Here is a 25,811-nt window from a genome sequence, read left to right on the forward strand (position 1 = left end):
TTCTTTTGGAAACAACAGTTGCACTGCGGTTTCGATCTACCTTCCTGCGAAGGTTATTGGTTTTTGTTTAGGTTAATCTTCGCCCGGGAGGCTGAGCTCGTAAAACTCAAGCTCCCGCTCAAATACTTCTTTGTCCAGCGGCTGCAGACTCGGATCCAGCAGGCTGGAATTCAGTCCGCTTTCGACACCCACTTCCGAACTTTTCCACGGCACGATATACAGCGACTTGGGCGCTTCCTTGTTACCGATAATGGAGATACCGGAGAGTTCCTTCACTTCCTTATCGACTTTCTTTCCATTATTACTCTCTTCGTCCTGGGCAAACGCGGGCGAGTGCACCAGAGACAAAAGTAACAAGGGAAAGACAAACAATTTTGCGTGTGTGTTTCGAGTCATCAGTTGGCCCGCCGCTTCAGATCTGCCACCCAGATGGAGACTTTGGGATCTTCAGGTTGATAGTTCAGGTACTGCTCGAATTGTGCGAGTGCACAATTCACATCCTGAAGGTACAGGTCGCACAAAATACCGAGATTCTTGATCAATGGCAGATGCGCCGGATGGAGCGCGAGTGAATCGGTATACATTTTGCGAGCCTCATCAAATCGGCCCTGATGGCGGTAAAGCACGGCCAGCTCATTGCTGGCAACCGGATCCAGGGGGGCCGCACGCAGGGCCTCGAGAAACGATTCCTCCGCATGCTTTTCGTCACCGGTTCTGAAATAGGCAATCCCCAGATTTACATAGGGTGCGGACAATCGCTGCTCACGGGTTACCACATCCTGAAGCAGTTCGATGGCTTCCGGATAGCGCTCGCCCTGCATATATTCCACCGCCTGGAGAAAGTCGCGGTTTACGCCACCAGCCACTTTGACGTTCATGGGGTCTACCGGACGGTTGGACGTTTTCGGGCCACTGGCGCAGGCGCTGAGCAGCAAGACCACAACACAGGCGATGCCAGTGAGAAGGTGCCTGGTATTCATCATCCTTTATCCTCCTCGGCTTCATTTTCCGCAATCACGGTGGACTCTGCCGACTCGGGCTGCGCGACCTCAACTTCCGATACGCGGTCTTTCCCGGCCACAGCTTTGTCCTCGGCCACGGCATCGTCCTCGGTCACGGCATCGTCCTCGGTCACGGCGTCTTCCGGCACTTCCGCTACCGGCACGATCGACGTGACGATATTACCGGCGTCTTCCGGTCGGTCGTATCGTGCAGGCACCAGGCCGGCGAGCTGGCCAATACTTTTGCCTACCCAGCGGTTGTAGATACCGGCCGCCATCAGGTCGATGTTTTTCTCGTGCACGGAGATGGCACGCTCTTCAAACGGGTAGATCTGTTCTTCCAGTGCCAGCTCGTACTCTTCCAGCTCCATCGCATTCAGGTTTGTCGGGCGCTCGGAGTCTTTCAGTGCGCGACTGAAGTGCAGGTAGATTTCACCGAGGTAGTAGGTGGCGGCGGCGGTGACGTCGGCAACCTGGTAATCGATCAGGTCACTGAATGCGGCCACGGCCGCTTTCATCCGGGTGCGCTTGGTGTTCAGGTTGCGTTCCAGAGGCGCGACCAGGGCAATCTCGCGGAAGGCTTCGAACTTCGGCTCCGCGAGCTGGAGCGCCGCGCTGCCTGCCAGGTAGCGGGTGCGGTCATTGCGCTCATTGCCGCCGCGGGCTTCGATACGCACCATTTCTTCCAGAGTATTGAAATAGGCTGTGCGGTTACCGCTGTTGTTGTAGATATCGGCAATCCGCTGCCGGGTTTCCAGTGCCGGTTCCATCGGATTCGGGAAGAGTTTGACATAGCGGTTCAGTACCGCGAGCGCCTTGTCGTTACTCTTGGCCGCCGCGTACAGGTCGGCGGCCTGGGTGAGCGCTTCGCGGCGCACGTCTTCATCTTCGGACTCGCGCTCGATGCGTTCAAATTCGGCACCGGCCAGTAGCAGTTGGCCGCTCTCCTGATAGACCACCGCGAGCTTTTTCGTGACTTCTTTCTGCAGCTCATGCTGTGGGTGGTTTGCCCGGAATGCCTTGAGCACACCCGCTGCGCGGGTCCAGTTTTCCAGCTGGATCAGGGCGGCGGCGGCATCGTATTCGGCGGTCGCGAGAATCGAGGCTCCCGGCGCGGCAGTGCGGATACGCAGGAAGTGCTCGGCGGCAGCCAGGTGATCTTCCGCGCGACGGGCCACATCACCCTGCTGATAGATGGCACCGGCCAAATTGTCGATCAAGTCCGCGCGATCCTTGGCATCCACCGCCGTCATGCTGAGTGCTTCGCGGTAGCCCGCTTCCGCTTCTACGTAGGCTTCGGTATCGAAGGAGGCGTGTGCCACCAACAGCCAGGCGGAGCGACGAATTTCAAGTTCCGCAGTGGGGAACTTCTCCAGCAGCACCCGACCGTTCTGGATGGTTTCCGCAAAGCTCTTCAGCTTGTACAGGTCGTCCACCGCACCCAACAGGATCTGCGGCGCCTTGCCGTGTGCGGGGAAGGTTTCTGCAAACGTCAGGGAGGAACGGATGATCTCTTTCTTGATCGCGGTCTTTTGCGCGGTGCTGCCCGTGCCGAGATCGTTCTTCAGGTGCTCGCGGTAAGCAAACACCGCAGCGTAGCCGGCTTCGCTGGCATTTTCGTTGACCGCGTGCCCCGTGTATTGATACGCGGTGCGCTCGTATTCCTGGGCGGCATTAAGAAAATCCTTGTTCTCCAGCATCAGGCCTGCCAGCTGGTAGTTGATCTCCGGCGCTTTCGGCTGATCCGCGAAGGACTTCAGGTAGCGACGATACCAGTGGATCGCCTCTGCATAATTTTCGCTGCGCTTCTCGGCGAACTTCTCATCTTTGGGCTTCACGTTCTGGTAAGCCGCGTGGTAGTGGCTCGCCAGATCGATCAGGTTGGTCTGCAGGAACTCCACCACGGTGGCGTATTCCTGGATCTCAAACACGGTCCAGTACTTCGCATCCAGGGCGTAGGTATTGGCAAACTCTTTTTTCGCTTCCAGCACCAGGCGTGGGAAACCGCCCTTCTGGTATATCTCGATCACGCGGATGGAGAAGTCCGGCGAAACCCGGTGCAGCGGATTGCGCTCGACGAAAGTGTCGTAGGCCTTCGCCGCATCCTGGTAACGGCGCTTGTCGAGATAGTACTCACCCAGGTGACTGTAAACGTAGGACTCGTAATCCCGCGCGCCCTTGCGGGTGAAGTAGTCGACAATCGATTCCGCCCCGCCCAGGTAGGAGAAACTCAGGCTGATAACGCGGAAGGTATCCTCGATATGCTTGCGTTCGGTTTCGTTGCTCTGCTGTTCGAAGTCGTAGCCCTTGGTCACCTTGTAGTCAAGCATGTGCACGAAATCGTCCAGTGCCATCTCGTACATGTCCTGCTTGAACAGTGCCCAGCCGCGCTTGTACAGCGCGAGCTCGTAGAAGCTGGAGCGCTCGCCCATATCGATGACGCGTCCGTAGGACTCTTCGGCATCGAGGTATTTTTTGCGGGTAAAGTAATATTCCCCGAGGCGGAAGAAGGCTTCGTCCAGATGACGGGAGGCCGGGTACTTGGCCACCAGCTGGCGCAGGACGGTCACCGCCTCATCGATCTCACCGGTTTCTTCATAGGCCCGGGACAGCTGGTACATCACCTGGTCGTTGCGCTCGTACAGCGGGTACTGCACCAGCAGCTTTTTATACAGGGCAATGGCCTCGCGGGCATTGGCCGCGAGCAGTGCATCCGGGTCATCCCCGGGCAGGCTGCCGCTGATGTCGGCGCCCTCGATTTCCGCGGATGCCGTTGCGCGCGCTTCGAAATCGGCCTGGCTTTCACCGCCGGTACGGGCAACGCTGTCGAGTGCCGTATCCGCGGCCTCTACGGGCGCAGTTACGGTTGCCGCCTCTGGAGCATCGAGCTCAGCCTGGCCGGCAACTGCCTTGCGTGAACCGGCAGCGCTGACCGCCGATGCCACTTCCTCTTCGGAAAGAATGCGCGTTTCCGTCGAAGACGTGTAAGCGCCCGCTTCCGCTCGGTGCGCCTGCTTGATCTTGAGGTCCGCAATACGGCGGATCGCTTCCGGGGTCAGCGCGGTTTCCGGGGTTTCCTGCAGGTACTTCTGGTAGCTGGCAAGGGCCTTTTCCAGGCTGCCGTCGATGCGGGTCTCCTGGATTTTGATATCCACCTTCTGCAGGCTGCCGATGGTCTTGCCACTGTTGCTGACACAGGCGCTGAGCAGCAGCGCTGCCGACGCTGCGGAGACTATCGCAACACGGTTGATATTCCGACTGAGCAGGTGCTTTCCGGGCTTGCTGTTATTCATCGTCCGCACCCTCCCCGCTTTCTGTTTCGGGCTCCGGGGCTTCCAGTTCCGGCGGGTTGTCGGTGGGCAGGGGCTCACCATCGGGGTTACCGGCGGGCTCTGCCTGCTCTGGCGGGGCCTGCTCGGGCGCAACCTTTTGCAGTTGCTCCACCTGCTCGCGGTACTGCTCGACCTTGCGCTCGTTCTCGCGCTGCTCCTGCAGCTCGTTGGCGCGGTCGTAACTGTCGGCGAGGGCGAAACGGGCTTTAATCTGGTAGCTCTCCAGCTGCGCGCGACGCTGGTCCAGCTCGTGAATGGCGAGCTGTTCGAGCATGCTTCCCTGCCGCGCCATCAGCCGGTCAATACGGTCCTGGGCGCGATTGAGGCCACCGCGCAGGCTGGCGATCTGGTCGGTATAGCCCTCGTAACTGTGCGTGGCCGCCTGGCGGGTACGCACGTAGCGCCGGTAGGTTTCCTGTAGCGTGGCGATCACACCGTCCAGTTCCTGCAGGTTTTTATACGCAGTGGTGAGACGGTCATCGAACTCGCGGGACAGGCGGAATTTCAGCACGCCTTCGAGACGCTCGATACGGTCCCGGGTTTCTTCACTACTCAGGTTGGGGTTGTACGTGAGGATTTCACGCATCTGCTCCAGAATCAGGCGGGCTTCGGTCTCACTGCTTTTGGCCAGCAATTCGGGGCGGCGGTTAACCAGCAGGTTGTCGATACGGGCGGCCAGACGCTGGCGCTGCTCCAGGCGCATCTTGATGCGCGCATCAATCTGGCGGAAGGCCACATCCAGCCCCGGCAGGATCGGTTCGTAGTAGCTGCGGCGCAGGGCGATGATTTCTTCGAACGCATCCAGGCTCTGCAGCCAGTCGCGGTTGCGCTCGAACAGGTTGTTCAGGTCCTGGTAATTGCGCAGGAATTCCTGATAGTCGTTGGAGGCCATCAGGTCCAGCAGGTAATGGGTTTCCGGGGCACCGGGCAGCTTGCGCAGTTCCACCACCCAGTTTTTCACCTGACTGGCCTCTTTGCGGCGTAGCGCTTCCAGCAACTTGCCTTCGCGGATACTGGTAATGGAGTGGGTGAGCACATCAACCTGCTCACCAAACAGATCCAGAGCCTGGCCGTAGTTCACCGCTGCAGTGCTGTGTACATCCAGCTTGCCGTAGGCATAGGGCACCGCCAGCATGGCTTCATGCACCGCCGCGCCGGTGTTGCGGCGCTGTTTCAACATCTGCCAGGGCACCAGTGCGCGGTCGTAGCGCCCTGCATTTGCCTCGACCCAACCGGCACCCAGCAGCGCCTGATCGGAAAATGGACCGGACAGCTGCACACGGTCAAAATAGCTGCGCGCGCGGTCGTACTCTTCCGCCTTCATCAGCTGGTTGCCCAGCAACAGGTTGGTTTTGTCCTGCAGCGCCTGCCTGGCATGGCCATTACCGGCGTCACGACCCAGGCCATCCAGCACCAGCACACCCTTCTCGGTCTCACCGGCCTTTAACAGCGCGATGCCCAGATTGTATTCGACAAAGCCCTGCAGGGATTTTTCGCCCTTCAGGTCTTCCAGCAGCGCCACCGCCTCCTCGAAACGGCCGAGCTGCATATACACGCGCGCGCGCAGAAACAGTTCCTGCGGGCGCACCCGCTCGGGCACGCGCCCCTGAATCAGCTCCAGCGCGTGCAGGGCATTGGCAAACTGCTGCTTCTGGTAGTGGATTTTTGCCAGCCGGTAGGCGGCCTCATTCTTGATTGGCTGCGCCACATTACCCTGCAGCACCTGCTGCATGGCCCGCCCGGCCTCCCGATGCATTCGGTAGGAGAGCTCCAGATCGCCCACGGCAAATTCCGCCTGACCGAAGTGCAGGCTGAACGGGTCCAGCTCGGGGTCATCCAGCAGGCGGTACTGCTTCAATTCGGTATCGAGGCCCGCGATCGCGTCGACATAGTTGTCCTGATAGGCGTTGAACAGCGCCTCACCAAAGAACAGGTCCTTGAGATCGTCGGTATACAGCGCCCCCGGATCCGCAGGCGCTTTGGCCTGCACAGGAATACTGTGCAGAGAGGTCAGTGCCGACAGCGTAACGCCGGCTATTGCGCAGGCCAGACGGGGGAACATGCTTACCAGTCCTTGAAATTGATGGCTGACTGGGTTCCGGCGATCTGGATTTCAACGAATTTAGGCCCTACCGCCTTGTCCACGCTGTAGCTGGCCGTACCGCGATACTCCTTGCCGGACTTGGACTTGCCCAGGTAGCTGACGACCAGTGGGTGTGCACCGGTCTGTACGTTGGCGGTATGGATACGCTGCACGCCGCCCTGCTGCAGGGCTTCGATTTCGCGATAGGTATACAGGTGGTGGGCGACAACCTGATTGCCGAGCTTGACCTCGACGGACTCAAGACTGAACTCTTCCCCGCTGGCACCATCCGCCAGCGAGATAAAGAACGCGGCCTGGGTATTGGAGGGGAACAGCAGCTTCTCTTCCAGCCGGTTGAGCTCGGAAGTCAGGCTGATAACGTCTTTCTTGACGTCCTGGATCTGTTCATCGAGGCCGCGGATTTCCTCACGGCTGACATTCTGGGCACTTGCCAGAACGGAGAGTGACAACAGCCATGCTGTTGCCAGAGCGATCAGAATTCTACTCATATCCCTAATACCTCAAACCCCACCCCTGATTTGGAGATCGCTCCCTGACTGAAGGAAGGAGCGACTAGCCGTGGGATTGTATGGCAATAACGGTAGGGGGATATGTGAGGCGATTCAAAACTCACGCAGAGAGTTGGAGAAGAATTTTTTCTTAAAATTCAAAGGACAAGCGGATAAATCTCGATTATGTGACAGGTTTCACGCACGCCGCGCTGGATGAAAACGTGACCCATTGCACAAAGCCACGTGCATTTCGAGAAACAGGTCAAATTTTGGGCAAACCCAGTAGTTCATATCACGAAAACTCGGGGCTCGCGGAACAGCGAGCACTTACCAACGTTTCATTGCTGCGGGCTCACCATTTTTTTAACGCGGTTTCGTCACTGCTGCGGGCCTCCACCCAGGCCCCGGCTTCGCCGCCCTTGCCCACCTCTTTTTTCCAGAAGGGGGCGCGGCTCTTCAGGAAATCCATGATGAAGGCGCAGGCATCAAGTGCAGCCTGACGGTGAGCGGATGTAGTACCCACAAACACGATTTCTTCACCGGCATCCAGCGGGCCATAACGATGGATCACTCGCACCCGGCCGAGCGGCCAGCGCTCGGCGGCCTGGCTGGCGATCGCAGAGAGTGCGGATTCGGCCATGCCCGGATAATGCTCCAGCTCCAGCACCGCCACCTCCCGGTGTTGTCCGGATTCATCAGGGGAGAAATCCCGCACATTGCCCACAAACATGGCGGTGGCACCGTCGGAACAGTTTTCGCTGCGCAGCCGGTTGTATTCGGCTCCGGGATCGAAGCCTTCCGCCTGAACCGAGATGGAAATTTGCACGGCCATGTTCATGCTCCGCTAACCGCCGGTAACCGGCGGGAAGAAAGCGATCTCATCGCCGTCATGGACCGCCGCGTCCATGCTCGCGAGCTCCTGATTTACCGCGACCTGCAGTTGCGCATGGGACAGCGCGGTGCGCCAGGAATCCCCCTTCCCTTCGAGCTGGCTGCGCAGCTCGGACACGCTGGCGAACTGATCCGCCGGCACTTCAAGCCCGTCACACCCCAGCTGCTCCCGCAGGCTGGCAAAAAACAGCACCTTGATCACGATTTCGTCTCCGCTGCGTCGGATGTCCAGTGGCCGCGTTTGCCTCCGGTTTTCTCCTGCAGTTTTGTCGGCCCGATAACCATGGCTGGATCGACGGCCTTGCACATGTCGTAAATGGTCAGCGCGGCGACGCTGGCGGCGGTGAGCGCTTCCATTTCCACGCCGGTGCGGCCGGCGAGGCGACAGTAGCTGCTGATATGGACTGTGCTGGCTGCTTCGTCCAGCTCGAAATCCACCTGCACTTTGGTGAGTGCGAGCGGGTGGCACAGGGGGATCAGGTCGGCGGTTTTCTTGGCGGCCTGGATTCCGGCAATGCGGGCGGTGGCGAGCACATCGCCTTTTTTGTTGTTACCGGCTTTGAGCTGCGCGAACGCATCCCGGGACATGGCGACGGCGGACTGGGCACGCGCGGAGCGGTCGGTGATGTCTTTGTCGGTGACATCGACCATGCTGGCTTCGCCCTGTTGGTTCAGGTGTGTGAGGGTCATGGCGATCTGGGTACTTGCTTATTTAGTGAGGTAGCCGACGAAGTTGCACGGCATATGGCTTGCGGTGAGCTGTTCCTGCAGCAGTTTGCTCCAGCCGGTTTTGCAGGCGCCGGTGGAGCCGGGCAGGCAGGCGATGAGGGTGCGATTGGCAAGGCCGGCGAGGGCCCGGGACTGGATGGTGGAGGAGCCGATTTCCTCGTAGCTGACTGCGCGGAAGATTTCGCCGAAGCCGTCGATGTGTTTGTCGAACAGGGGGGCGAGGGCTTCGGGGGTGGAGTCGCGTCCGGCGAAGCCGGTCCCGCCGGTGGTGAGGATGACCTGAATTTCGGGGTCGGCGATCCAGGCGGACACTTTGGCGCGCAGCAGGTATTTGTCATCGATGACGATGGCCTTGTCGGCGAGGTTGTGACCGTCGGCCTGCAGGGCTTCTACCAGGTATTTACCGGAGGTGTCGCTTTCTTCGGTTCTCGTATCGGAGACGGTCAGTACTGCGATGTTGAGTTTTTGATTTGGATCTTTTGGGGCGTGGCTCATGGTCTGGTGCTCCGTAGCCTTGAGTGCTCTGTTCTTGGTTTTTTGGCGGCTGGTCACCGGGGGCGGGTTTTCAGGACCGCTGTGGATACATCCCTGTACGCTGCGTCGGCGACGTCCATGTCGCCGACGCTCCTGAAAACCCGCCCCCGGCACCCAGCCTTCTATTACGGGTAATTTACTTCGTAAGTGTTAAAAGCTATCCACCAATGATGGATAAGTTTTGCGTTCCCCCGGTATTTCCCTGCTGCAGATAGTGGCTGACTTCTTTATTGCCAATCAGCGCCCTCACCTTCTCCGCCAGCGCATCGGCGTCGCTGGTGCGGATGGTTTCGCGCAGGTCGAGGCCGGCATCGGAGAACAGGCACAGGTGCAGTTTGCCCTGCGCGGAGATGCGCAGGCGGTTGCAGCTGTTGCAGAAGTCTTTGCTGTAGGGGGTGATCAATCCGATGCGGCCGGCGTAGTCCGGGTGGACGTATTCGCGGGCGGGGCCGGCGTCGATGGGTCTTGGGAGTAGTTGCCAACCGTTTTCGATCAGCTGGCTTTCGATGTCGGCGCCGCGCAGGTGGTTGCTGGCAAAGTAGTCACGGTTGTCGCCGGTCTGCATGAGTTCGATGAAGCGGAGGGTGACCGGGGTGGTTTTGAGCCAGCCGAGGAACTGCTGCAGCCGAGGCTGCGCACCATCACTGAGCAGCACGGCGTTAACCTTGGTCTGGACGCCCAGTTCCAGTGCGCGATCAATGCCGGTGAGAATTTTTGGCAGGCAGTCGTGACCGGTGATGCGGGCGAATTCTGCCGCGTCGAGGCTGTCGATGCTGATGTTGAGCTGGTCGAGGCCGTTCTGTTGCCAGGCGTCGATGACGCCGGGCAGTTTGTAGCCGTTGCTGGTGACGGCGACACGGCGGATGCCAGGGGTTTTTGCTGCGGCCAGGATCAGTTCGGGCAGGTCTTTGCGCAGGGAGGGCTCGCCGCCGCTCAGGCGCACCTTTCTGGTGCCAAGCTGGGCGAAGGCGCGCATGACGGTGGAGGCCTCGGCCACAGACAGGTCTGGCAGGTTGTGGCTGGCCCGGTAGCCGTCTGGCAAACAGTAGTCGCAACGGAAGTTGCACACATCTGTAACCGACAGGCGCAGATAGTAGAAGCGACGGCCGTGACCGTCTTCCAGTATGTTGTTTTGTTTCATCACCTTTCCAAATACGGGAGGCCGTTCGGTTTCCCTCGCGACCCTGGCGGGCTGGCTTAGCCGCCCGCGGCCACATGCTCTTATTCAACGCAAAGGCCGTTGAACTTAGCGCCTGTGGCTCGGTGTTAGTTAGTAGTAAGAGTATCTGTGTGTTGTTTTTCCCAAAGTTGTTCGCTCGCCGCCCCGGCAATGGAGGGCGCGCATTTACGCAAAGATATACAGCACAACGTATCAGGAGTCCCAGACTTTGTGCAAATTGGCGGCCAATTCATCAAGTTGGGGCGAGGGGCCGGTTTTCAGGTTCCGACCTCGAGGATTTTCAGGGTGTTGGTGCCCCCGTGGGACTGCATCAGGTCGCCGCGAATGAGAATGACCTGATCGCCGGACTTTACGATTTCGCGGGCCTTAAGGGTGTCCAGCGCGCGCTGGTTCAGCTCCCGGTCGCCTTCCTTTTCACCAGGCACAAACAGGACGGAGATAACACCGCGGTACAGGGCCATACGCCGCTGAGCGACGGGCTGGTGGGCGAGGCCGACGATGGGAAGGCCGGAGCGGATGCGCGAGGCGATAAGCGGGGTGTAGCCGGTCTGGGTCATACAGGCGATGGCGGTGACGCCTTCCAGATGGTTGGCGGCGTACATGGCGGACAGGGAGATGGTCTCGTCGATGCGGGTAAACCCCTGGTGCATGCGGTGGCCGGATTCCTGTGCGGAGCGCTCGCGCTCGGCGCCCAGGCACAGGCGATGCATGGCCTCCACCGCCTCCACAGGGTAATCGCCGGCGGCAGTTTCTGCGGACAGCATCACCGCGTCGGTACCGTCCAGCACCGCGTTGGCCACGTCAAACACTTCCGCGCGCGTGGGCAGGGGCGCGGTGATCATGGTCTCCAGCATCTGGGTGGCGGTGATCACGGCGCGGTTGAGCTGGCGGGCGCGTTTGATCATACGCTTCTGCACACCGATCAGCGCCGCGTCCCCGATCTCCACCCCCAGGTCGCCGCGCGCTACCATCACCGCCTCGGAGGCGAGAATGATCTCGTCGAGGGTGTCGTCGTCGGCCACCGCCTCGGCGCGCTCCACTTTGGCGACCAGACCGATATCTTTGCCGGCCTCACCGAGCAGCTCGCGGGCCTCGCGCATATCCTCCCCGCTGCGCGGAAAGGACACGGCCAGGTAATCCACACCGATGTCGATGGCGGTTTTCAGATCGGCCTTGTCTTTCTCGGTCAGCGCCGCGGCAGACAGGCCGCCGCCCTGCTTGTTGATGCCCTTGTTGTTGGAGAGGCGCCCGCCCACGGCGACGGTGGTCAGCACATGACGACTGGTCACCTGCTCCACATTCAGGATCACGCGGCCGTCGTCCAGCAACAACACATCCCCGGCGGCCACATCGCGAATCAGGTCCTTGTAATCGCAGCCCACCCGCTTTTCGTCGCCGTCGTCGGTGTCCAGTTCCATATCCAGCACAAAGGATTCGCCCTCGCGCAGGGTGACCTGGTTGTCGCGGAAACGGGCAATGCGGATTTTCGGCCCCTGCAGATCTCCCAGAGCGGCAACGGTACGGCCCTGGCGATCGGCGATTTCCCGCACCTGTTGCAGGCGGCGGCGATGGTCGTCGGCAGTGCCGTGAGAGAAATTAAGCCGTACCACATCCACGCCGGCGTGGATCAGCTTTTCCAGCACTCCGGGTTTGTCGCTGGCGGGCCCCAGGGTGGCGACTATCTTGGTGCGGCGCAGTGGATGGGCGGTGCGCTGGCTGGCGGGGATCTGGGTCATACGACTCTCTTTAGCTCTCGGGCAATTTGTGACCGGGGTTCGGTGTTATAGACACAGCTTAGCCAGCAATCTCATGCCCCAAGGGCCACAGCGTTATTTATGCGCCACAGGTAGCACCAGAATTGCGCGGAAATCGTTGACGTTGGTCCTGGTCGGCCCGGTGACAATCAGGTTGTCCAGCTCGGCAAAAAAACTGTAGGCGTCATTGTTGGCGAGATAGTCGTCGGGGTTCAGCCCCTGGGATTGCACCCTCCCCCAGTCGTCCGGCGAAAAAAGTGCACCCGCATTGTCTTCCGAGCCGTCGATGCCATCGGTATCCACGGCGAGGCCATAAATACCCGCCGCGCCTTCAAGTGCGTTAAACAGCCCCAGCAGGTATTCCACATTGCGGCCGCCGCGGCCGTTGCCGGTTACGGTCACGCTGGTCTCGCCGCCAGACAGGATCACCAGCGGCGCGCTGATTTCGCGCTGGGTATCCAGCGCCAGGCGGGCGTGCTCGGCACCGAGTTCGCGGGCCTCCCCTTCCAGGTCATCGCCCAGTAACCGCACCGCAACACCGGCGCTCTCTGCCGCCTGCTTTGCCGCCGCCAGCGCGTCGGCCGCGGTGGCCAGCATGTGCACCTCGTCGCGGGCAAACGCTTCGTCTAGCGGGTGGGGCGCAGGATTGTTCGCCTCGAGGTGGGCGCGCACGTTTTCATCGATGTCGATGCCATAGCGGCGCAGAACCGCCAGCGCATCCGCCGGGGTGGAGGTATCCGGCAACGACGGGCCGGAGGCAATCAGGGTCGGGTCATCACCCGGCACATCGGAAATCAGGTAGGTCACCACCCGCGCGGGGTGTGCCGCTGCAGCCAGCCGGCCGCCCTTGATCGCCGACAGGTGGCGACGCACGGTATTGATGTCGCGGATGGGCGCGCCGCTGCGCAACAGTGCCTTGTTGATGGCCTGCTTCTGCGCCAGGCTCAGCCCGGGCGCGGGCAAGGTCATCAGCGCCGATCCGCCACCGGAAACCAGTGCAATCACGAGATCCTCGGACGTCATCCCCTGCACGGATTCGAGCATGCGCTGTGCTGCCACCTGTGAGAGGTCGTCCGGCATCGGGTGCGAGGCTTCCAGTACCTCGATGTGCCTGCAGCGGGCGCCGTGGTCGTAACGTGTGACCACCAGCCCGGTGAGCGGCTGGCGGTAACCATGCCGGGCCCAGGCGGCCTCGAGCGCCGCCGCCATCGCCGCGCTGGCTTTGCCCGCACCGATCACCAGGTTTCTGGCGCCGGGGCTGGGCAGGGAATCCGGGATCAGGTTGTTCGGGTGCACCGCGGCCACGGTAACCTCGGCCAACTGGCGTAGCCACCCGGTCACCGACTCCGGGCTGTTGGCGCTATCGGCGAAGTCATCGAGGGAGGGTAAGGGTTTCATTGGCGGTTCTCTGTTTTGTTTTGCTTTGTTTTGCTCTGCTGGGTTCGATTTATTGTATTGCGGCACCACGTTATCAATCGACTTGACCAATACCTGGATCACAGTGGTGCACTGGCAACTGTGTTGCAAAATCGGTTCCCACTGCGAGTGTCGCGGCATCACCATGAAGCAAAACCGATTACAGAAATGCGAATTTCGCGAGAAAAACCGCACTCAGGATATACAGGCTCAATGACACCTGCCGGTGCTGGCCGGTACACAGCTTGAGCGCCGTGTAGGTGAGGAAGCCGAGCGCAATCCCGTTGGCGATGGAAAAGGTCAGCGGCATCATGATCATGGTGACCACTGCCGGTATCGCGTCGGTCAGGTCGTCCCAGCGGATCTGCGCCATACCGCCCATCATCAGCATCGCCACATAAATCAGTGCGCCCGCGGTGGCATAGGCGGGAATCATCCCCGCCAGGGGCGAGAAAAACACGCACAGCAGAAACAGCGCGCCCACTGTCACCGCTGTTAACCCGGTGCGACCACCGGCGGCTACCCCGGCGGCGCTCTCCACAAAACTGGTGACCGGCGGGCTGCCCACAAACGCCCCCAGCACACTGGAGGTACTGTCTGCCTTGAGCGCCCGCGGCAATTTCTCGATCGATCCGTCCGGCTCGATCAACCCGGCGCGGTGTGCCACCCCCATCAAGGTGCCCGCAGTGTCGAAGATATTGATAAACAGGAACGCGAGGATCACGCTCACCATACTCAGGTCCAGCGCACCGCGAATATCCATGGCCATCCAGGTTGGCGCCAGGCTCGGCGGTGAGGACACCAGCCCCTGATAATCCACCAGCCCCAGCGCCCAGCCGATACCAGTGACCACCAGGATACTGATCAGGATTGCCCCGAACACCCGCCAGAAACTGAGCGTGGCAATCATCAGAAAACACAGTGCCGCCAGCAGCTTGGGCGGCTCACGGAAGGAGCCGAGCGCAAGCAATGTCGCCTCACTCGGCACCACAATGCCCGCCGACTTCAGCCCAATCAGCCCGAGGAACAGCCCTACCCCGGCGCCCATGGAATAGCGCAGGCACAGGGGAATACTCTCCATGATCCAGGCGCGCACCCGCGACAGACTCATCAGCACAAACAGCACACCGGCGATCAGCACCGCACCCAGGGCCACCTGCCAGCGGTACCCCATCTCGCCCACCACCGAGTAGGCAAAAAACGCGGTAAGCCCGATACCGGGCGCGAGCCCCACCGGCCAGTTGGCGTAAAAGCCCATCAGGAAACACGCCACCGCGCTGCCAATACAGGTGGCGACAAACACCGCACCGTGGTCCATGCCGGTATTGGCGAGCATGTTCGGGGTAACGAACACCACGTAGGCCATGGTGACGAAGGTGGTCAGCCCCGCCATCAGCTCCTGACGTACGCTGGTGCCGTGGTCGCGCAGGGCGAAGATGCGCTCGATAAGAGGTTGCTGGTGCAATGGCGGCTCCACAGGCCGGGACAAGGTTCAAAGGGAATCGGGTTTGTACCCTATTGTGGCTCACCGGCAGGATTCCGCCCACACAGCCGGCGCGGCGCCCCCTCGCCATGCCGCCGGACCATCAAAGCATCGAACGGCTTCTATTCCCCCCGGGGCCCCAGTAAAATCGCCGATCTAACGGATACCCAGAGATACCGGAGCACCACCCCATGGGCCGAGCCTACCAGAACCGCAAAGAATCAATGGCCAAGACCTCGAACATGAAGGCCAGGGTCTACAGCCGCTACGGCCGCGAGATCTACGTGACCGCAAAGTCCGGGGGCACCGACCCCAACGGCAACCTCGCCCTGCGCAGCCTGATCGACCGCGCCAAGAAAGAGCAGGTGCCCAGTCACGTGATTGAAAAGGCCATCGACAAGGCCAAGGGCGGCGGCGGCGAAGACTTCGCCCGCGCCCGCTATGAAGGCTTCGGCCCCGGCGGCTGCATGGCCATCATCGAGTGCCTCACCGACAACCCCAACCGCACCTTCGGCGACGTGCGTCAGGCGTTCACCAAAACCAAATGCAAGATCGGTACCGAAGGCTCCGTCAGCCACAGCTTCGACCACCTCGCCATCCTCGTATTCAAGCACGACGACGAAGAAGCGGTGCTGGAAGCGCTGATGGAAGCGGACGTGGATGTGACCGACATCGAAAACGAAGACGGCAAACTCTCAGTCTTCGCCCCGCATACCGATTACAACAAAGCAAAGCAGGCCTTGATCGAAGCGTTTGGCGAGATCGATTTTGACGTAGACGAAATCCAGTTTGTGCCTCAGACCTACACCACCGTGAGCGGGGATGATGTGGCGCTGTTTGAGAAGTTCACCGCGATGCTGGATGACCTGGAGGATGTGCAGGCGGTTTATCACAATGTGGAGAATGTGTAACTGACCGCAGGATTGATCCGCTTCACTGGGGGAGCGAACTTGACCGCTCCCCCTCCCCTCCTTACTAGCCCTCCCCACTCGCGGAAATCAAAGTCATCGAATAAGTGCTTTCTGCGCCAACCTCACCAAATTGGTACTGGCGTAAAGGGACTCTCTGCCGTTACGGGTGGTATTTTTCCGATTTTCCACAGGGCCTACTTATGGGAACTCAAAAGCAAGCGCTCCTCATTTTGAGTATCTTCGTGATTTCAGCGTGTAGTAAAAGCACCGCATCAAGTAGTCACGAGACCTCCAAAGAAGCCCAGGATTTTCGAAAGTACGCTACCGCAATCTGCCTCGGTTCCTCTTTTGGTGAAGCATCAGTGAAGGCCGACGCCAATCGTTCAGCCAATGTTTATTTGGGTAATGTGGATCTCCAGGCATACGAATCCCTAAGAAGCCAACTGCAAAGCTGGAGACCAGATGGTTTCGCCACCAAGAATGGTCCTCAAGCCGCTATCGCTCGGTGTATGGAATTTTCCGAATCCGATGCAGTGAATCAGGTTTTTCGGCGGTTTGACCCCTGCAAAAATCAAGATGTCTGGCTCGATCAGAAAGATTTCAAAACCCAGTGCAACTAAACGCTTAAATGTTTGAATGGAATTCGCTGTAGCGATTTCCACGCCTACTTAGTTCCGCTGAATACCACGCCATAATCCCCCCGGCACTACCGTGTTGGTAGAGTGCCGGGAAGCCCTGTGGTAGAACGTATCCAATAACAATAATCAAAGGATTGAAGGCGATGGCGATGAAAGAACCGGGAGAACGTCACGGACGCCCTGCGTTGTGGCTGCTGCCAATTTTGCTGGCGACACTGCTCTCAGGCTGCGGCTCTGATACGCAGCAGAACCCCACCGCGCAAACCGCAGGAGATCCGGTGGTGGCGCGTATCGATGAGAGCGCGATCACCCTGGCAGAAGTAGACCAGAAGATCCGTCTCGAGCGGCACGATCTGGCACTGGACGAGTATCAGCTGCGATTCAACACGTTGAAATCGATGGTAGACGCCGAGCTCACCACTGCTGCCACCACCGACAAGCAGCCCGCCGTCGACTGGCTGCTTCCCCACCCCACTCCTCCCCGACTGGAAATCGACACCGCCGGGCGCCCCCTGCGCGGCAATCCCGAAGCGCCCGTGACTCTCGCGGTATTCTGCTCCTACCAGTCGGTGCACTGCGCAAGCACCAACCTGGTATTGCGTGAATTACTGGAGCGCTATGCCGGCTGGATCGCCGTAGCCCCCTTCGACTTTCCCATGCACTACCACCGGCAGGGCATACAGGCGGCCACAGCGGTGCATTGCGCCAGCCAGCAGGGCACGCCTTGGGGCTACGCGGATGGTCTCTATACCCGGGCCAAAACAATGGAGGCCGACGTCTTCCCCCAGCTCGCATCACAGCTCGGATTTGCGCAGGACGCATTTGACCGCTGCCTTGGCGAACCCGACGGCAACGACCGGATAGCCGCCGATACCGCCCTGGCCCGCACTCTAGGCCTGCAGAGCGTGCCGGTGGTGTTTATCAACGGACTGTACGTGAAGGGCCCGAAGACCTCAGAGCACTACGCCATGTGGATTGACGAGGAACTCGCGCGCCTCGGTCATGATCCCGCAAGCCCTCACGCCGAAGCCGCGCGCTGGCGCCAATCCTCGGACGGTATTGCCGAGACCGACCTGCCATTGCAGCTGAGCGGCACCAGCGTGTCCTCACAGCCCGAACAATCCACCGCGCTCATTCGCATCCGCGATGCGTCTGCCAGCCGTTTCTCACCCGGGGACACCCTGATGCCCGGCGCCACCCTAAAACAGGTGCACGAGCGCCATGTCATCCTGCAGGTCGACGATCGCCTCGAGCGGTTATCCCTCCGTGGCGATGACGGCGATACGGTACACGTGCCCAGAACCGACACCACGCCGCGGGACGAGGCCACCATGCGGCGCATCGAACAGCCGGAAGGCGAATCCCGTAAACTGATCCCGCCTTCCGGGGTGCTGCCGCTGGGGCAGGAGTGGCTGGAAAAACAGCTGGCGAATCGCGCCGAGCTGGAAAAGAAATTCGTTAATGCAGAGCACGTGGTCGATGGGCACAACCTGCAGCGACTCGAAGGCATCGAGAACAGCGAGTTCTTCACCGCACTTGGGTTCGAGGAAGGCGACGTGGTGGTGCGGGTAAACGACAGCTGGGTGCACAGTGGCCAGAACCAGCTCTGGGATGCGCTCACCAGTGGACAGGTAGTTGATGTGACGTTTATGCGTAACGGACTGCCGCAGCGGGTGCAGTATGTGGTGCAGGAGAAAGGTTATTTCGAGGAAAACAACGGCCAGAAGAACTCTGGCAGTGACGACAAAACCGACTGATGCCTCCCCGTCGGCCAGTGTAGGGCTCCCTGAGGAGCCCTGTTCACCGCCCGGGATTTACGTATCCTGAATAATGTCTTTTAAAAGATTTATTTGTCCGGGTTACCGTTCCACATCAGGTTCGCCACGGTGTTCTGCCCACGCACGCTGGGGTGGAAGCAGTCACCACCATCAATATCATCTTTGCCGAACTGGAAGGTACCCACATTGGACTGGTTGGCCCCGGAGTACTCCGCAACCACTTCCACACCATTGGTGCCGTTGTAGGCAGCGGCCTCCTGCTGCAACACCTCGTTGTAGAGCCGCTGCGCCGTATTAATTCCCGCATAGCGTGTGGCAAACGATTCACCGTTCATGGTGCCACCATTGGTGGCGATCCGGCAGATACCAAAGGTAGACCAGACACTGCCGCAGTTAACGCGCCAGTTACCGGACTGCTTGGCAAGACCCGCGGCGCGCAGATCCTGTACCCGCGGCACCGAGCCCAGCACTACCGTGGAGCCATTGGGCAGGCCTCCCACCAGCTTGTCGAGCCCCGCCTTTACCGCCCCGCGCCACTCATTCTCGGTCAGCAGTGGATCCGAGCAATTGGCCGGGTCGACACAGTCGCGATTGCAGATATCGTTGCCGCCGAGGACCACCTCCACATGATCCGCGACCAGGGTTTGGGAAAGAATCCTGTCCGCCTGCACACTGAAACTGTCACCACCACCGCGCATCTCGGCACCGGACCGGGCGGCATTCTTGTTGGCCGCAACGTTGGGGTCTATGGCCTTGTACTTGTCGTGCACACTGTTGACGCGGCTTGAGTAGCCGTCAAACCAGCTGTGCTCCGGCTGGTCTCCGCCCAGAAGGCAGAAAAAACCGCCGGTAAAGAAGGTATTGCCGGTACAGTCCGCCGCGAACCCCATGGTAATACTGTCACCGGCAGCCGTGCCTTTGGCTGGTGCCGCCGTGGTACCCATGGAACAGAGCGCGGATGTAATGGCGAGGGAAACTAATAGACGAGATTTGAGCATTAGGTTATCTCCGATCATCGATTTATGGCTTATTTTTGTTAATGCGGTGAACGGATACAGGTTAGTCGGTCACACTAATACCTAAGGGAATAGACGCGGGATGGAACATTTGGTGTTACAGTCTGAGAGGTAATTCTCAGAATTGTCGCCGGAAGCTTTTGCGGCACCGGCAAGCCCAGGAGCGATTATCGCCATGCGTCTTCACCCTGACCTATCCTCCAAAGACCCTGTGCCCAATCTGCCCCAGCAGTAACAGTCCACGCAGTCTGCCCCATGTCTATTTACCGCAAAATCCAGAAAAATCACGCCGGCAGGGACTTCGTCGTCGGCGATGTACACGGGCACCTGAAACAACTCCAGAAACAGCTGGATGCACTGGGATTCGATACCACCAGCGACCGTCTCTTCTGCCTGGGTGACGTGGTAGACCGCGGGCCCGACAGCATCGCCATGCTGGATTTGATCGACCAGAAAAGCGTGTTCAGCATCCTCGGCAACCACGAAGCCATGATGATTGCCGGCTTCGAAAGCCCGGCGGATGTACAGCTGCACTTTGCCAATGGCGGCGAATGGTTTTACGACCTGAACCGCAGCGAACAAAGCCGCCTGGTGGACAAGGTCCGCCAGTGGCCCTGGGCAATGGCGATTGATACCGGCCAAGGCACCGCCGGGCTGGTGCACGCAGACGTGCCAGACAGCAGTTGGGAAAAGGTAGAAAAACTCACGCAGTTTGCCGCCAAGGCCTGGGCCGCGGGCGCGGCCATGTCTGAGCCGCATATCGCAACCGCGGCGCAGCCATTGCTGTGGAATCGCGGGCTTATTCGGCGGCTGTATCGGGATGTACTGGGGCTGGATCGTGGGAAAATGACCGATGCTGAATATGAGGATGCCTTTCGGCAGTGGACTGCAAAACTGGCGGATGCTGATTCAGAGCAGTGCCGGCCGTTCCGGATATCAGGTATTGACTCCGTGTACCTGGGCCATTCTTATGTGCCGGTTGCTACGAGTATTGGTGACTGCCGGTTTCTCGACTCGTTTCGTGGGGAGGCTGGGGAAGAGTTGAGCGTGGTCTGTATCAATAGCGATTGAAGAGAACTCACCACGGCAGGGAAAGGCGCACACAGTAATGGGAACACGCCCTCAGAAAATAAACTTATTAGGACTCTAATGCAGTCTCTTGAGCCCTGCTTGCCGCTGCCATAGCTTCAGTAGGGGCGAGAATGTACATGCCGTCGACACTACTTTCTTTTGTTAGCCCATCAATGCCCTTGTAAAACGCTGACGGAGTAATCTTGTTTTCGAGAAAGCACTCGTACTGGGATTTGTAGCCCTCCAAAACGGAACTACGCGCTACGAGATTATGCATAAACACAACTTGTTCCTTTTCGCCCTCATCCAACCCGCTACTAAACAAGCCCTTTATGCGGGCTACGCTGGACTCAGAATAATTCGATCTGAGAGTGTCAATCCAGGCAATGCCACGATTCTCTGCATGGGCAAAGTCCATCCATTCGGCAAGCTTTGCCGAAGGCAAAATTTCCACATAGTCTTTCTGTAAAAACCTCTCCGGTCCGTCTCCAAGGATCATACCCTTGGCAATGCGCTGGCCTTCTTTCAACCAATCAGTTGTACCCGCATTGAGTTCCCTCACCGCATTGTCGAACATACCCAGCTCCGCGCTACACCTGGCGCGCATGAGAAATGCCGTACAAAAAAAGTGCTGATAGGCCATTGCTTCCATAAGATCATCGGCACTTTCCAAGTGTTCCCGATAATGCATGGAGGCGTGGCCAAGGCGCTCTCTGGAAGAATGAAGGATATGTGTCCGGTGCGCGGTATCATCCGGCAGTGATGACAGCTCATCTGCAGCGAGCAACAAAGTCGCTCGGCGCTCTGATTCAAGGAAAATCTTTATCCAGGATACTTTCTTATCGATGGCTTTAACCCGCTCATCGACTTTCTTGAGACTGTTATAAAGCACCGCAAAACCGACCGCACTTACAGCGAGGTTAAGACCCGATAGCGCCATCGTAGCCTGACTCATACCAACCAGTTGCTGGGTGGTCTTGGCGATATCACGAAGCTGGAACGTATTAAAAATGTCAAACGGGGCGCTGATTAAACCCATCGGATTAAGGGCGGTACTCGCGGCAGGCACAAGGTGCCGCACGATTCTTCCACCAACATCCCGAATCACTCCACCGTGTATAGAGTATTTTCCGCTCAGAACCCCCATAGCAACGGACTCAGGGATACTGCGCTCGAGAGTAAATAGATTCTCTATCATGGGCCTAAAATCTAATTTTTATTGCTCGTCATCATAACGTGTTAGCCAGACCAAAACATCATCCCGCAATTGTCGTATAAGAAGCAGGCAAGTAAGTGGTGGCGGCTCAGCCCCGACCTTTCAGTTCCCGGCACTTCAGAAGGTATTATGCCTGGAGCTGTCTAGACCAATCAAAAGAACGCTATGAAACAGGCAGCGATTCTGGAATGGTGTCCACCCCGCTTTCGCCAATCGTAGAAGCTCCATCTACAGTAACCCCATCGCAGCCGAGCTTTAGTAGTCAAAAGTGGGGGTACATCAAACTGACTAGCAGGATGCTCAATCGGATCGTGAACATCCCTCGACATGAGTATGACCTAAGCCGGCACTGAGCTGCCCCAGCCTACCAGACACATCCTGCCGCCAAATAGCGCTGGCGCCAACGATCAGAGCAAATGAGGACTGACACCCCAGAAACACGAAAGCCCCGCAATGCGGGGCTTTCCGGGCTGCTTCAGACTTCTGAAGACTTTGATGTGGTGCCCAGGGCGGGACTTGAACCCGCACGAGCATAGCTCACTACCCCCTCAAGATAGCGTGTCTACCAATTCCACCACCTGGGCAAAAACTTTACAGTTTTTGATTTCAGCCTTGCGGCTTACTGAGGCTGTTCCTCAGTCTCCTCTTCGCTACCGGCTTCCGGCAGTTCGGCCTGAGGGGCTTCTTCTGCGGAGGGTAGCTCGCCTGCGGCCGGGGCTTCTTCCTGAACTTCAGGGATGTCGCTGTCGGTCGCGGCTGGCTCGCGGGATTCTACGGTAGCCGGTACTTGCGGCATGCCTTCGACTTCGGGAGCTACGTCACGGCTGGCGAGGATGGCCAGACCGAAACTGGTGACGAAGAATACCGTCGCCATTATTGCAGTCAAGCGGGAAAAGAAATTTCCGCTGCCCTGGCTGCCAAATACGGTGTTGGACGCACCGGCACCGAAGGAGGCACCTGCTTCCGCACCCTTACCCTGCTGCATCAGGATCAGACCGATGATGCTCAGCGCGGTGAGGATGTGTACGATTAAAACCAGTTTTTCCATTGTCCAGAAAACCTGCTAGGGGCGTGTGCCCTTGCTCAAAAAATTTAACCTGATGCGTGGCTCAGTTGGCCGCGCAGCAGATTTTGATAAATTCGTCTGCCTTCAATGAGGCTCCGCCTACCAGTGCGCCATCAATGTCCGCTTTGGCAAACAGCTCGGCGGCATTGGCGGCCTTGACGCTGCCCCCGTAGAGGATCTGCGTTTCGGCGCCCGCTTCGCCCAGTTGCTGGCGAATAAACTGGTGCACTTCCTGCGCCTGCTCCGGGGTGGCGGTCTTGCCGGTGCCGATGGCCCAGACAGGCTCATACGCCACCACGGCGCCCTGCCAGGTATTCGGCAGACCCAGGGCAATCACGGCCTGAATCTGCTCGGCGACCACTTCCAGCGTTTTGCCGGCTTCCCGCTCTTCGAGGGACTCGCCCACGCAGAGAATCGGGATCAGGCCGGCGGCCTTGGCGGCGGCGTACTTGGCGGCGACCAGTTCGTTGCACTCCCCGTACAGGCTGCGGCGCTCCGAGTGGCCGACGATCGCGTAGCGAACGCCACAATCCAGCAGCATCTCCGCAGAGACTTCACCGGTGTAGGCACCGGAGGGCTGCTCGCTGAGGTTCTGCGCCCCCAGCATGGCCTTGCCGATCGCTTCGCCGACCACACCCAGATAAGGGTATGGCGGGCAGATCACCACCTGGGTGGAGCACTCGCCGGACTTGAGTCCGCTGTTCAGCTCGGCCAACAGTTGCTCGGCAAACGCTTTGCTGCCGTGCATTTTCCAGTTGGCAGCTACCAGGGTTTTACGCATCGGTGCTCCTCCAAGGGGCGCAAATCTTAGCGGTATTGCCGGTAACATACAACCAGCGTTTTCGGATATTTCTTGGTTTTTGTGTCGGTTTTTCTATTGATTTTCTATTTACGAATCAAGGGCTTCCGGTGGCCCGCGCTGAGTGCGGGAGCCACCGGCGGCGCATCAGGCATTGCCTACCCGCTCGACGACCTTGGCGATGTCGCCCGCAAGCTGCTTGACGACTTCGGGGTCTTTGCCCTCAACCATGACCCGGATGAGGGGTTCGGTACCGGAGGGGCGCAACAATACCCGGCCGCTGCCCGCCAGTGTTTTCTCTACCTGGGTGACCGCATCCTGTACGTCGGCGTGCTCCAGCACACCGTCGCGGCTGGCGAGGCGCACGTTGATCATGTGCTGCGGCAGCATTTCCATTTTGCCGGTGAGCTGGTCCAGTGATTCGCGGAAGTCACTCACGGCGCGCAGTACCTGTAGCGCGGAGATGATGCCATCACCGGTAGTGGTGACGTCGGTACAGACGATATGCCCGGAGGATTCCCCGCCCAGGGTCCAGCCGTTCTTGTACATCTTCTCCAGCACGTAGCGGTCGCCGACCTTGGCGCGGGAGAAGGGAATGGCGCGGTCTTTCAGCGCCAGCTCGAAACCGTAGTTGCTCATCTGGGTGCCGACCACGCCGCTGCAGCCGCCGAGGAACTGCTGGCGGTGGATGGCGATCAGGAACAGCAGCTGGTCGCCGTCGACCAGGTTGCCATCCTTGTCCACAAACATGACCCGGTCACCGTCGCCGTCGAAGGCTATCCCCAGGTCGGCGCCGCGCTCCACCACTTCTTTCTGCAACTGCTGCGGCTTGGTGGAGCCGCAATTCAGGTTGATATTAAGCCCGTCCGGCTGGATACCGATGGCGTGCACCTCCGCACCCAGCTCGCGAAAGACTTTGGGGGCAATGTGATAGGTGGCGCCGTTGGCGCAGTCGAGCACGATATTCAGTCCCTCAAGGGAGTAGCGCCAGGGGGTGCTGGCCTTGCAGAATTCGATATAGCGGCCCACGGCATCGTCAATGCGCCACGCCTTGCCCAGGTCTTTGGCGGTCTCCATCGGCAGGTCGAGGGCGGCTTCGATATCCGCTTCCACCTGGTCCGGCAGCTTGCTGCCATCGGCACTGAAGAACTTGATGCCGTTGTCCTGGTAGGGATTGTGCGAGGCGCTGATCACGATGCCCGCCTGCGCGTGGAAGGTGCGGGTGAGATAGGCGATGGCCGGGGTGGGCATGGGGCCCAGCAGGCCGACGTCGACACCGGCGTTGATCAGGCCGGCTTCCAGCGCGGCTTCAAACATATAGCCGGAGACACGGGTGTCCTTGCCGATCAGGATACGGCTGCGGCCACTGCCGGTTCTGGCGCCGAGCACCTTGCCGGCGGCATAGCCGAGGCGCAGCATGAAGTCGGGAGTGATGGCTCCCTCACCTACCAGGCCGCGGATACCGTCGGTGCCGAAATATTTTCTGGTCATCTTACTTCTCTTTTCTTTTTACCGGGCGCACTTCACCGTGCCCGGCCTACGGATCAAAATTTAGGCGCAGTCTATAAGCCGGCGCATTTTAAGCACATCTGCAGTGGCTGCAACATCGTGTACACGGATGATGTGGGCGCCCCGCTGGGCGGACAGCATGGCCAGCGCCAGACTGCCGGGCAGGCGTTCGTCCACGTTGCGGTCCAGCAGGCGGCCGATCATGGATTTGCGCGACAGCCCTACCAGCAACGGAATGTCGTCCGGGGCCAACTGCGGCAGGCCGCGCAGCAGGGCCAGGTTATGTTCGTCGGTTTTGCCGAAGCCGAAGCCCGGGTCGTAGATCACCCGCTCGCGCGGGATGCCGGCGTCGATGCAGGCCTGCAGACGCTGATCGAGGTAAGCGCGCACTTCCGCCACCACGTCGGTGTATTCAGGGCTGGACTGCATGGTGCCGGGTTGCCCCTGCATGTGCATGACACAGACCGGCAACCCCGTGGCCGCTGCGGCTTCCAGCGCACCGTGGCGAGTGAGTGCTCGCACATCGTTGATCAGGCCGGCACCGACGGCGGCGGACTCCCGCATTACGGCCGGGGTGCTGGTGTCCACGGAAATCACCACGTCCAGGCGCTGGCTGATGGCTTCCACCACCGGCACCACCCGCTGAAGCTCTTCCGCTTCAGACACCGGCTCCGCGCCCGGACGGGTGGACTCGCCACCGATATCGAGGATGGACGCGCCGTCCTGCACCATCTGCTGGGCCTGCTGCAGCACCAGGTCGAGATCCAGACCGCCGCCGGCATAATAGCTGCCGCCGTCGGAGAAGGAGTCCGGCGTGGTGTTCAGGATGCCCATGACCTGGGGTCGGGACAGATCCAGTGTGCGGGTTCCGCAGAGCAACTTCATAGGCGTG

General features: G+C 59.6%; 23 protein-coding genes, 1 tRNA gene and 1 riboswitch. Of the genes, 4 read left to right on the plus strand and 20 right to left on the minus strand.

Annotated features, from left to right (window positions below):
• Nucleotides 1–72 precede the first annotated feature (72 nt).
• From GTQ55_RS14170 to GTQ55_RS14230, 13 genes are all read right to left on the minus strand, one after another.
• Nucleotides 73–396, minus strand: coding sequence for a hypothetical protein (locus tag GTQ55_RS14170; RefSeq protein ID WP_161859328.1), 324 nt, complete (start codon nucleotides 394–396; stop codon nucleotides 73–75).
• Entirely contained in the window at nucleotides 396–983 is a 588-nt protein-coding gene (locus GTQ55_RS14175) for a tetratricopeptide repeat protein (protein WP_237567687.1), read from the minus strand. Before GTQ55_RS14175 ends, GTQ55_RS14170 begins: the two co-directional genes overlap by 1 nt.
• Complete coding sequence (locus GTQ55_RS14180) at nucleotides 980–4,294, minus strand: tetratricopeptide repeat protein (RefSeq protein WP_161859329.1); 3,315 nt, start codon at nucleotides 4,292–4,294, stop codon at nucleotides 980–982. The genes GTQ55_RS14175 and GTQ55_RS14180 overlap by 4 nt, the downstream gene beginning before the upstream one ends.
• Nucleotides 4,287–6,395, minus strand: coding sequence for a tetratricopeptide repeat protein (locus GTQ55_RS14185; protein WP_161859330.1), 2,109 nt, complete (start codon nucleotides 6,393–6,395; stop codon nucleotides 4,287–4,289). Before GTQ55_RS14185 ends, GTQ55_RS14180 begins: the two co-directional genes overlap by 8 nt.
• A 2-nt stretch (nucleotides 6,396–6,397) precedes the next feature.
• A complete protein-coding gene (locus tag GTQ55_RS14190; RefSeq protein WP_161859331.1) occupies nucleotides 6,398–6,925 on the minus strand; it encodes a lipid-binding SYLF domain-containing protein in 528 nt (175 codons plus the stop codon).
• A 355-nt stretch (nucleotides 6,926–7,280) separates the two neighbouring features.
• Complete coding sequence (locus GTQ55_RS14195) at nucleotides 7,281–7,760, minus strand: molybdenum cofactor biosynthesis protein MoaE (protein WP_161859332.1); 480 nt, start codon at nucleotides 7,758–7,760, stop codon at nucleotides 7,281–7,283.
• A gap of 12 nt (nucleotides 7,761–7,772) precedes the next feature.
• Nucleotides 7,773–8,021 (minus strand): molybdopterin synthase sulfur carrier subunit, encoded by a 249-nt coding sequence (gene moaD / locus GTQ55_RS14200; protein ID WP_161859333.1) that lies wholly within the window; start codon nucleotides 8,019–8,021, stop codon nucleotides 7,773–7,775.
• Nucleotides 8,018–8,509, minus strand: coding sequence for a cyclic pyranopterin monophosphate synthase MoaC (gene moaC / locus GTQ55_RS14205; protein ID WP_161859334.1), 492 nt, complete (start codon nucleotides 8,507–8,509; stop codon nucleotides 8,018–8,020). Before moaC ends, moaD begins: the two co-directional genes overlap by 4 nt.
• Nucleotides 8,510–8,527: 18 nt before the next feature.
• Nucleotides 8,528–9,043: a molybdenum cofactor biosynthesis protein B gene (gene moaB / locus GTQ55_RS14210; RefSeq protein WP_161859335.1), complete on the minus strand. Its 516-nt coding sequence runs from the start codon at nucleotides 9,041–9,043 to the stop codon at nucleotides 8,528–8,530.
• A 196-nt stretch (nucleotides 9,044–9,239) separates the two neighbouring features.
• Nucleotides 9,240–10,223 carry a GTP 3',8-cyclase MoaA gene (gene moaA / locus GTQ55_RS14215; protein WP_202620625.1) on the minus strand — a complete coding sequence of 328 codons (984 nt, stop codon included), beginning with the start codon at nucleotides 10,221–10,223 and terminating at the stop codon, nucleotides 9,240–9,242.
• A riboswitch (molybdenum cofactor riboswitch) is annotated at nucleotides 10,208–10,360 on the minus strand. Its footprint overlaps the gene before it by 16 nt.
• Before the next feature lie 159 nt (nucleotides 10,361–10,519).
• Nucleotides 10,520–11,998 carry a pyruvate kinase gene (pyk, locus tag GTQ55_RS14220; RefSeq protein WP_161859336.1) on the minus strand — a complete coding sequence of 493 codons (1,479 nt, stop codon included), beginning with the start codon at nucleotides 11,996–11,998 and terminating at the stop codon, nucleotides 10,520–10,522.
• Nucleotides 11,999–12,091: 93 nt separating this feature from the next.
• Nucleotides 12,092–13,414, minus strand: a complete 1,323-nt coding sequence (locus GTQ55_RS14225) for a glycerate kinase type-2 family protein (RefSeq protein ID WP_161859337.1) — start codon at nucleotides 13,412–13,414, stop codon at nucleotides 12,092–12,094.
• A 178-nt stretch (nucleotides 13,415–13,592) separates the two neighbouring features.
• The gene (locus GTQ55_RS14230) at nucleotides 13,593–14,897 is read right to left on the minus strand and encodes a solute carrier family 23 protein (protein ID WP_237567688.1); all 1,305 of its coding nucleotides are present in this window, start codon (nucleotides 14,895–14,897) and stop codon (nucleotides 13,593–13,595) included.
• 209 nt (nucleotides 14,898–15,106) lie between these two features.
• Between GTQ55_RS14230 and GTQ55_RS14235 the strand changes: the two genes are divergently transcribed.
• The 3 genes from GTQ55_RS14235 to GTQ55_RS14245 all read left to right on the plus strand — a co-directional run bounded on the left by GTQ55_RS14235 (nucleotide 15,107) and on the right by GTQ55_RS14245 (nucleotide 18,221).
• Nucleotides 15,107–15,826, plus strand: coding sequence for a YebC/PmpR family DNA-binding transcriptional regulator (locus GTQ55_RS14235; RefSeq protein WP_161859338.1), 720 nt, complete (start codon nucleotides 15,107–15,109; stop codon nucleotides 15,824–15,826).
• 200 nt (nucleotides 15,827–16,026) lie between these two features.
• Nucleotides 16,027–16,446 (plus strand): hypothetical protein, encoded by a 420-nt coding sequence (locus GTQ55_RS14240; protein WP_161859339.1) that lies wholly within the window; start codon nucleotides 16,027–16,029, stop codon nucleotides 16,444–16,446.
• A 161-nt stretch (nucleotides 16,447–16,607) separates the two neighbouring features.
• On the plus strand, nucleotides 16,608–18,221 hold the full coding sequence (locus GTQ55_RS14245; protein ID WP_161859340.1) for a thioredoxin domain-containing protein: 1,614 nt from the start codon (nucleotides 16,608–16,610) through the stop codon (nucleotides 18,219–18,221).
• A gap of 89 nt (nucleotides 18,222–18,310) precedes the next feature.
• On the opposite strand, the gene GTQ55_RS14250 is transcribed toward GTQ55_RS14245, so the two are convergent.
• Complete coding sequence (locus tag GTQ55_RS14250; protein WP_161859341.1) at nucleotides 18,311–19,240, minus strand: SGNH/GDSL hydrolase family protein; 930 nt, start codon at nucleotides 19,238–19,240, stop codon at nucleotides 18,311–18,313.
• Between the two features lie 273 nt (nucleotides 19,241–19,513).
• Between GTQ55_RS14250 and GTQ55_RS14255 the strand changes: the two genes are divergently transcribed.
• Nucleotides 19,514–20,329, plus strand: coding sequence for a metallophosphoesterase (locus GTQ55_RS14255; RefSeq protein WP_161859342.1), 816 nt, complete (start codon nucleotides 19,514–19,516; stop codon nucleotides 20,327–20,329).
• 67 nt (nucleotides 20,330–20,396) lie between these two features.
• On the opposite strand, the gene GTQ55_RS14260 is transcribed toward GTQ55_RS14255, so the two are convergent.
• From GTQ55_RS14260 to folP, 6 genes are all read right to left on the minus strand, one after another.
• Complete coding sequence (locus tag GTQ55_RS14260) at nucleotides 20,397–21,476, minus strand: hypothetical protein (protein ID WP_237567689.1); 1,080 nt, start codon at nucleotides 21,474–21,476, stop codon at nucleotides 20,397–20,399.
• A 567-nt stretch (nucleotides 21,477–22,043) separates the two neighbouring features.
• Nucleotides 22,044–22,129 (minus strand) — tRNA-Leu (locus tag GTQ55_RS14265).
• Nucleotides 22,130–22,164: 35 nt separating this feature from the next.
• Nucleotides 22,165–22,593, minus strand: a complete 429-nt coding sequence (gene secG, locus GTQ55_RS14270) for a preprotein translocase subunit SecG (RefSeq protein ID WP_161859344.1) — start codon at nucleotides 22,591–22,593, stop codon at nucleotides 22,165–22,167.
• Between the two features lie 61 nt (nucleotides 22,594–22,654).
• Nucleotides 22,655–23,392, minus strand: a complete 738-nt coding sequence (gene tpiA / locus GTQ55_RS14275; protein WP_161859345.1) for a triose-phosphate isomerase — start codon at nucleotides 23,390–23,392, stop codon at nucleotides 22,655–22,657.
• A gap of 165 nt (nucleotides 23,393–23,557) precedes the next feature.
• Entirely contained in the window at nucleotides 23,558–24,901 is a 1,344-nt protein-coding gene (glmM, locus tag GTQ55_RS14280) for a phosphoglucosamine mutase (RefSeq protein ID WP_161859346.1), read from the minus strand.
• A gap of 60 nt (nucleotides 24,902–24,961) precedes the next feature.
• Nucleotides 24,962–25,804 carry a dihydropteroate synthase gene (gene folP / locus GTQ55_RS14285; protein WP_161859347.1) on the minus strand — a complete coding sequence of 281 codons (843 nt, stop codon included), beginning with the start codon at nucleotides 25,802–25,804 and terminating at the stop codon, nucleotides 24,962–24,964.
• Nucleotides 25,805–25,811: the final 7 nt, after the last annotated feature.

It is taken from the genome of Microbulbifer hydrolyticus (assembly GCF_009931115.1).
GTDB lineage: Bacteria > Pseudomonadota > Gammaproteobacteria > Pseudomonadales > Cellvibrionaceae > Microbulbifer > Microbulbifer hydrolyticus.

What these genes read in the sequence shown, in the direction of transcription:
- GTQ55_RS14175 (WP_237567687.1), bottom strand. Translation starts at nt 983, where the DNA reads ATGATGAATACCAGGCACCTTCTCACTGGCATCGCCTGTGTTGTGGTC.
- GTQ55_RS14185 (WP_161859330.1), bottom strand. Translation starts at nt 6,395, where the DNA reads ATGTTCCCCCGTCTGGCCTGCGCAATAGCCGGCGTTACGCTGTCGGCA.
- GTQ55_RS14195 (WP_161859332.1), bottom strand. Translation starts at nt 7,760, where the DNA reads ATGGCCGTGCAAATTTCCATCTCGGTTCAGGCGGAAGGCTTCGATCCC.
- moaB (WP_161859335.1), bottom strand. Translation starts at nt 9,043, where the DNA reads ATGAGCCACGCCCCAAAAGATCCAAATCAAAAACTCAACATCGCAGTA.
- secG (WP_161859344.1), bottom strand. Translation starts at nt 22,593, where the DNA reads ATGGAAAAACTGGTTTTAATCGTACACATCCTCACCGCGCTGAGCATC.
- GTQ55_RS14250 (WP_161859341.1), bottom strand. Translation starts at nt 19,240, where the DNA reads ATGCTCAAATCTCGTCTATTAGTTTCCCTCGCCATTACATCCGCGCTC.
- GTQ55_RS14260 (WP_237567689.1), bottom strand. Translation starts at nt 21,476, where the DNA reads ATGGGGGTTCTGAGCGGAAAATACTCTATACACGGTGGAGTGATTCGG.
- GTQ55_RS14255 (WP_161859342.1), top strand. Translation starts at nt 19,514, where the DNA reads ATGTCTATTTACCGCAAAATCCAGAAAAATCACGCCGGCAGGGACTTC.
- GTQ55_RS14190 (WP_161859331.1), bottom strand. Translation starts at nt 6,925, where the DNA reads ATGAGTAGAATTCTGATCGCTCTGGCAACAGCATGGCTGTTGTCACTC.
- GTQ55_RS14225 (WP_161859337.1), bottom strand. Translation starts at nt 13,414, where the DNA reads ATGAAACCCTTACCCTCCCTCGATGACTTCGCCGATAGCGCCAACAGC.
- glmM (WP_161859346.1), bottom strand. Translation starts at nt 24,901, where the DNA reads ATGACCAGAAAATATTTCGGCACCGACGGTATCCGCGGCCTGGTAGGT.
- tpiA (WP_161859345.1), bottom strand. Translation starts at nt 23,392, where the DNA reads ATGCGTAAAACCCTGGTAGCTGCCAACTGGAAAATGCACGGCAGCAAA.
- GTQ55_RS14240 (WP_161859339.1), top strand. Translation starts at nt 16,027, where the DNA reads ATGGGAACTCAAAAGCAAGCGCTCCTCATTTTGAGTATCTTCGTGATT.
- folP (WP_161859347.1), bottom strand. Translation starts at nt 25,804, where the DNA reads ATGAAGTTGCTCTGCGGAACCCGCACACTGGATCTGTCCCGACCCCAG.
- moaC (WP_161859334.1), bottom strand. Translation starts at nt 8,509, where the DNA reads ATGACCCTCACACACCTGAACCAACAGGGCGAAGCCAGCATGGTCGAT.
- pyk (WP_161859336.1), bottom strand. Translation starts at nt 11,998, where the DNA reads ATGACCCAGATCCCCGCCAGCCAGCGCACCGCCCATCCACTGCGCCGC.
- GTQ55_RS14235 (WP_161859338.1), top strand. Translation starts at nt 15,107, where the DNA reads ATGGGCCGAGCCTACCAGAACCGCAAAGAATCAATGGCCAAGACCTCG.
- GTQ55_RS14170 (WP_161859328.1), bottom strand. Translation starts at nt 396, where the DNA reads ATGACTCGAAACACACACGCAAAATTGTTTGTCTTTCCCTTGTTACTT.
- moaA (WP_202620625.1), bottom strand. Translation starts at nt 10,223, where the DNA reads ATGAAACAAAACAACATACTGGAAGACGGTCACGGCCGTCGCTTCTAC.
- GTQ55_RS14245 (WP_161859340.1), top strand. Translation starts at nt 16,608, where the DNA reads ATGGCGATGAAAGAACCGGGAGAACGTCACGGACGCCCTGCGTTGTGG.
- GTQ55_RS14180 (WP_161859329.1), bottom strand. Translation starts at nt 4,294, where the DNA reads ATGAATAACAGCAAGCCCGGAAAGCACCTGCTCAGTCGGAATATCAAC.